We start from the raw sequence: 5,021 nt of genomic DNA on the forward strand, positions 1-5,021 counted from the left end.
TCGGAAAATACGGCGCAAGCCGCAGCATCTGATCGTCGCTCAGCCAGTAAAGGTTACGCATCATGCCCCCAATCGTTTGGCGGCGTGAAACATACCGACCAATCAAGTTCAATGCCGCTTATCGGTCCAGAGCCTAGGTTGCTTTGTTCCGGCCATCTGACAGGTTTGGCTTGAAAGGGGAGAGCCTCAGGGAACAAATCCTGAGAAAAACCGCTTCAAAAAGGTCTGGCACTCTGACCTTTTCACGCCTAGCCTTACGACACCAAAGAGGAAGGAGCTCACCATGGCTGTTGGCAAGAACATTCGCACCTATTTCAAAGGCCGCTGGCATGATGAGGATCTGACGGTGCTGAAGGCTGCCGACCATGCCATGTGGTTGGGGTCTTCCGTATTTGACGGTGCCCGTTTGTTCGATGGGCTGACACCGGATCTGGACCTGCATTGCGCCCGCACCAATGCCTCGGCCGAGGCTTTGATGATGGCCCCCACCGTGGCGACCGCTGACATGGTGGAGATCGCCCTCGAAGGGTTGAAAGGCTTTGCCCCGGGAGCCGCCGTGTATATTCGCCCAATGTACTGGGCCACAGGAGGTGATGAGACCTTGATTGCGCCTGGCCCTGAGAGCACTGAATTTGCCCTCTGCCTGGAAGAAATCCCCATGGCCCTGGCGACAGCCAGCGCCACCCTGACCCGCACCAGGTTTCGCCGTCCGGTGTTGGAAAGCGCCGTGGTGAATGCCAAGGCGGGCTGCCTTTATCCAAACAATGCCCGCATGCTGCGTGAGGCCCGCAGGAAAGGATTCAGCAATGCGCTGGCGCTGGATGCCATGGGGAATGTCGCAGAAACCGCAACCGCCAATATCTTCATGGTGCGCGACGGAGAAGTCTTTACCCCGATCCCCAATGGCACTTTTCTGGCCGGGATCACCCGCGCCCGGCACATCGCCAACTTGCGCGCCGATGGGGTGACTGTGCATGAGACCGTGCTGGGGTATCAGGACTTTGAGGCGGCAGATGAAGTGTTTATGTCCGGCAATATGAGCAAAGTGACCCCGGTCACCGCTTTTGATGACAAGAGCTATCAAGTCGGTCCGATGGCGCAGCGGGTGCGAGATCTCTATTGGGACTGGGCCGCAAGCGCGGGCTAGCAGCCCGCCTGCCGGGCAAAACTCCCGTCCATCGCCAACGCCTCAGAGAGGCGCCAAGGCTCCCGTTGAGCCCGGCGCCGAGCCTGCGACTCGGCGCGGTTGCGCATCTCCCAAAGGGGCCGCTTCGGATGGTCCAATCGGAAAAACCAGCCTAGTTTGCAGGCCCATCCTCCGCGAAGTCTACGACCTTTGAGCTTTAGGCCATCCCCTCAACAGGCAGATCTGCGCCGCGCCAGCGGCGCCGGGCCCAACTGTGACCAGGATCTTTGATCCTGTAGGAGCAGGCGGGAGCCCTCCCTTCAACGAATCTCGGATTTGAGGTGGATATCCGCAAATCGGCAAGCCAGTCCCAACCTGCGAAAACCCGTGACTGTGTCATTTCTATTGTTGCGCGCGCGTCTTTGCGGCATGATCCCCTGTGGAGCAACCAGAGGCCGAAAATGCGCAAATTCCTTGTTGTACTGGATGACAGCCGTGAATGTCTGAATGCGATGCGTTTTGCCGCCATGCGGGCAGCAAAAACCGGAGGGGGCGTCGCCATCCTCTCTGTTATCCCACCGGACGACTTCAATCACTGGATTGGTGTCGGAGAGGTCATGCGCGAGGAAGCGCGTGAACGTATCCATGCGCATTTTGAGGTTTTTGCCAAATGGATGCGGGATCGCCAGGGTGTCGACCCGGAGCTGGTCATTCGCGAAGGCGATGCGGTCCCTGAAATCATGGCGCAGATCGAAGCGGATTCCGAGATCGGCGTCCTGGTTCTAGGCGCCGGAGATGATCGCAAGGGGCCCGGTCCTTTGGTGAGCCAGCTCAGCAAATCATCGGGCAGCCTGCCTGTCCCCATCACCATCGTGCCCGGGGATCTCTCCAAGGAGCGCCTGGAGGCGATTACTTAACCGTCCGACCAGAACACCGCAGATCTGCTGCACCGTGGCGCGGCGCAACAGTCCTGACAGGGCATCGGCCAAGAAAAATGCTGCTTGCGCATTCCCCCATCAGTATTTAGAATAATTCTAAACCTTGACTTGATGCCCCCTTGGGCGCATATCCCTGAGACGCTTTTTGGAGACCCGAGATGTTTATTCAGACCGAATCCACGCCGAACCCGGCGACGCTGAAGTTCCTGCCCGGTCAAACCGTGTTGGACGCAGGGACCGCTGATTTTCCCAGTGCCGAGACTGCTGGCAGCTCTCCGCTGGCCACGCGTATTTTCGCTGTCTCCGGTGTTGCGGGTGTTTTCTTTGGCAATGATTTTGTCACCGTGACCAAATCTGATGAGATCGAGTGGGATCACATCAAACCGGCCATTCTTGGCGCCATCATGGAGCACTATCAATCCGGTCAACCAATCGTGGATGCGGGCGGCGCACAGGCCTCTGGCCATGCAGAGCACAGTGGCGAGAATGGCGAGATCGTCGATCAAATCAAAGATCTGCTGGACAGCCGGGTGCGCCCTGCCGTGGCGCAGGATGGCGGCGACATCACCTTCCATGGGTTTGATCGCGGCGTGGTCTATCTGCATATGCAAGGCGCCTGCGCTGGCTGCCCCTCTTCGACCCTGACACTGAAAATGGGCATCGAGAACCTGTTGCGGCATTATATTCCTGAAGTGACCGAGGTGCGCCCGGTCGCGGTCTGAGCTGACGAGAAGAAGAGTTGATGAGCCCCAAGCCCCTGGTTCTTGGATTTGACACCTCGGCCGCGCATTGCGCGGCCGCTTTGCTGCGGGGTGATCAACTTCTAGCCCAGCGGTTTGAAGAGCGTGCCCGTGGTCAGGCCGAACGCCTGATGCCGCTTATCGAAGAGTTATTGAGCGAGGCGGGAGTGAGCTGGTCCGATCTGGATGCTCTTGGCGTTGGCGTCGGGCCCGGGAACTTTACCGGTATTCGCATCGCTGTATCCGCCGCGCGTGGATTGGCTCTGGGGCTGGATATTCCTGCGGTTGGGGTCTCTGGCTTTGAGGCCCGCGAGAAACCGGGCAGCCTGGCTGCGATTCCTGCTCCTCGGGGCCAGGTCTATGCTGCCCTTCCCGGCGAGGCGCCGCGTCTGATGCCGGAGGATGAAGCCAGCGCAGCCGCGCGCAGCGCCGGGCTGGTGTTTACGCCTCTGGCCTCGCCACCGGACCTGGCACAGCGTATCGCAGAACAGGCAGGCCTGCGCTATCTGGACAGCCCTGAAGCTCCGGCACCGCTTTATCTGCGTGCGGCTGATGCTGCCCCGGCCCGCGACCTGCCTCCGCAATTGATCGATGGATAATCCACTGACGCCGCAAGACATGGCGCGCATTCACAGCGCCGCCTTTACCCAATCGCGCCCCTGGTCGCAGCAGGAATTCGAGGCTCTGCTGGACAGCCCGCTGACCTTTGCCACCGGCGATAGTCGCTGTTTCGCCCTGGTACGGGTGATAGCGGATGAAGCCGAGCTGCTGACCCTCGCCACGGATCCTGCATTTCAACGCCAAGGTCTCGCCCGCACTCAGATGCAAGACTGGCAAGCCCGGGCCAAAGCCCGTGGCGCCACCACCTGTTTTCTGGAAGTTGCGGCTGACAACACCGCCGCCCTGGCTCTCTACCGGGCAGAGGGATTCGCTCCCTGCGGGCAGCGCTCTAGCTATTATGCGCGCAAAAACGCCCCATCCGTCGACGCGATTGTCATGCAAAAAGAGTTACCTTAGGCAAGCAGCGCGGATTTCGCACCAATTGGTCAAAAAGCGGTTGACCCCCTGCCCGCGCAAAGGGCTAAATTGCCGCACTTAGTTAAAACAATCCCCGCCGGGTTATTCTGATCGCTCAGTGCGATCAACCTGACCTCTGCGCAAAAAAACAAAACCGGGAGTACCCTATGACCTTGATGAAATCCCTGATGGGCGCTGCAGCCACGCTGGCCCTTTCCGCTGGCGCCGCCCTTGCAGAGCCTGCCCTGATCTTTGATCTGGGTGGCAAGTTTGACAAGAGCTTCAACGAGGCTGCCTTTGGCGGCGCCCAGCGTTGGGCCGAAGAAACCGGCGGCACCTTCCGTGAAATCGAACTCCAGTCCGAAGCCCAGCGCGAGCAGGCTCTGCGCCGTTTTGCCGAGGCTGGCGCCAACCCGGTTGTCACCATGGGCTTTGCCATGGCCGACCCGCTGTCCACCGTGGCGGCTGATTACCCGGACACGAAATTTGTTGCCATCGACGTGACCTGGCTGGAAGCGCCAAACATCCGTCAGATTGGCTTTGCCGAGCACGAAGGCTCCTACCTGGTTGGCATGATGGCGGCCATGGCCTCTGAATCCAACACCGTGGGTTTTGTTGGCGGCATGGATATTCCGCTGATCCGCCACTTTGGTTGCGGTTACGCCCAGGGTGTCAAGGCTGTGAATCCTGACGCGACTGTGATCGCCAATATGACCGGCACCACTCCTGCGGCCTGGAATGACCCGGTAAAAGGCTCCGAGCTGACCAAATCACAGATCAGCCAGGGCGCTGATGTGATCTATGCAGCGGCTGGCGGCACCGGTGTTGGTGTTCTGCAGACCGCAGCAGATGAGGGCATCCTGTCGATCGGCGTGGACAGCAACCAGAACCACCTGCACCCGGGCAAGGTCCTGACCTCAATGCTGAAGCGTGTTGATGTAGCGGTTTATGAAGCCATGAAGGCTGGTGAAAATCTGGAAACCGGCGTCTTCAACATGGGTCTGGCCGAAGAAGGTGTTGGCTATGCGCTGGATGACAACAACGCACCGCTGATCAACGATGACATGAAGGCTGCGGTTGACGAAGCCCGCCAGAAGATCATCGACGGTGAGATCGAGGTTGTGTCCTATTACGCGGACAACACCTGCCCCGCGCTGAAGTTCTAAACCCAAGAAAGCCTCAGGCCATGACAACGTGTCT

General features: G+C 59.4%; 6 protein-coding genes. All 6 read left to right on the top strand.

Annotated features, from left to right (window positions below):
- Positions 1 to 283: 283 nt before the first annotated feature.
- The 6 genes from ABJP42_RS14435 to ABJP42_RS14460 all read left to right on the top strand — a co-directional run bounded on the left by ABJP42_RS14435 (position 284) and on the right by ABJP42_RS14460 (position 4,987).
- Positions 284 to 1,147: a branched-chain amino acid aminotransferase gene (locus ABJP42_RS14435; RefSeq protein WP_348341530.1), complete on the top strand. Its 864-nt coding sequence runs from the start codon at positions 284 to 286 to the stop codon at positions 1,145 to 1,147.
- 440 nt (positions 1,148 to 1,587) lie between these two features.
- Positions 1,588 to 2,043 carry a universal stress protein gene (locus ABJP42_RS14440; protein WP_348341532.1) on the top strand — a complete coding sequence of 152 codons (456 nt, stop codon included), beginning with the start codon at positions 1,588 to 1,590 and terminating at the stop codon, positions 2,041 to 2,043.
- A gap of 179 nt (positions 2,044 to 2,222) precedes the next feature.
- Entirely contained in the window at positions 2,223 to 2,786 is a 564-nt protein-coding gene (locus ABJP42_RS14445) for a NifU family protein (RefSeq protein WP_348341534.1), read from the top strand.
- A gap of 20 nt (positions 2,787 to 2,806) precedes the next feature.
- Entirely contained in the window at positions 2,807 to 3,403 is a 597-nt protein-coding gene (gene tsaB / locus ABJP42_RS14450; protein ID WP_348341536.1) for a tRNA (adenosine(37)-N6)-threonylcarbamoyltransferase complex dimerization subunit type 1 TsaB, read from the top strand.
- Entirely contained in the window at positions 3,396 to 3,821 is a 426-nt protein-coding gene (locus tag ABJP42_RS14455; protein ID WP_348341538.1) for a GNAT family N-acetyltransferase, read from the top strand. Before tsaB ends, ABJP42_RS14455 begins: the two co-directional genes overlap by 8 nt.
- A gap of 167 nt (positions 3,822 to 3,988) precedes the next feature.
- A complete protein-coding gene (locus ABJP42_RS14460) occupies positions 3,989 to 4,987 on the top strand; it encodes a BMP family lipoprotein (RefSeq protein WP_348341540.1) in 999 nt (332 codons plus the stop codon).
- The last annotated feature ends 34 nt before the right edge of the window (positions 4,988 to 5,021 follow it).

Origin of the sequence: Pseudophaeobacter sp. (assembly GCF_039971195.1) — a bacterium.
GTDB lineage: Bacteria > Pseudomonadota > Alphaproteobacteria > Rhodobacterales > Rhodobacteraceae > Pseudophaeobacter.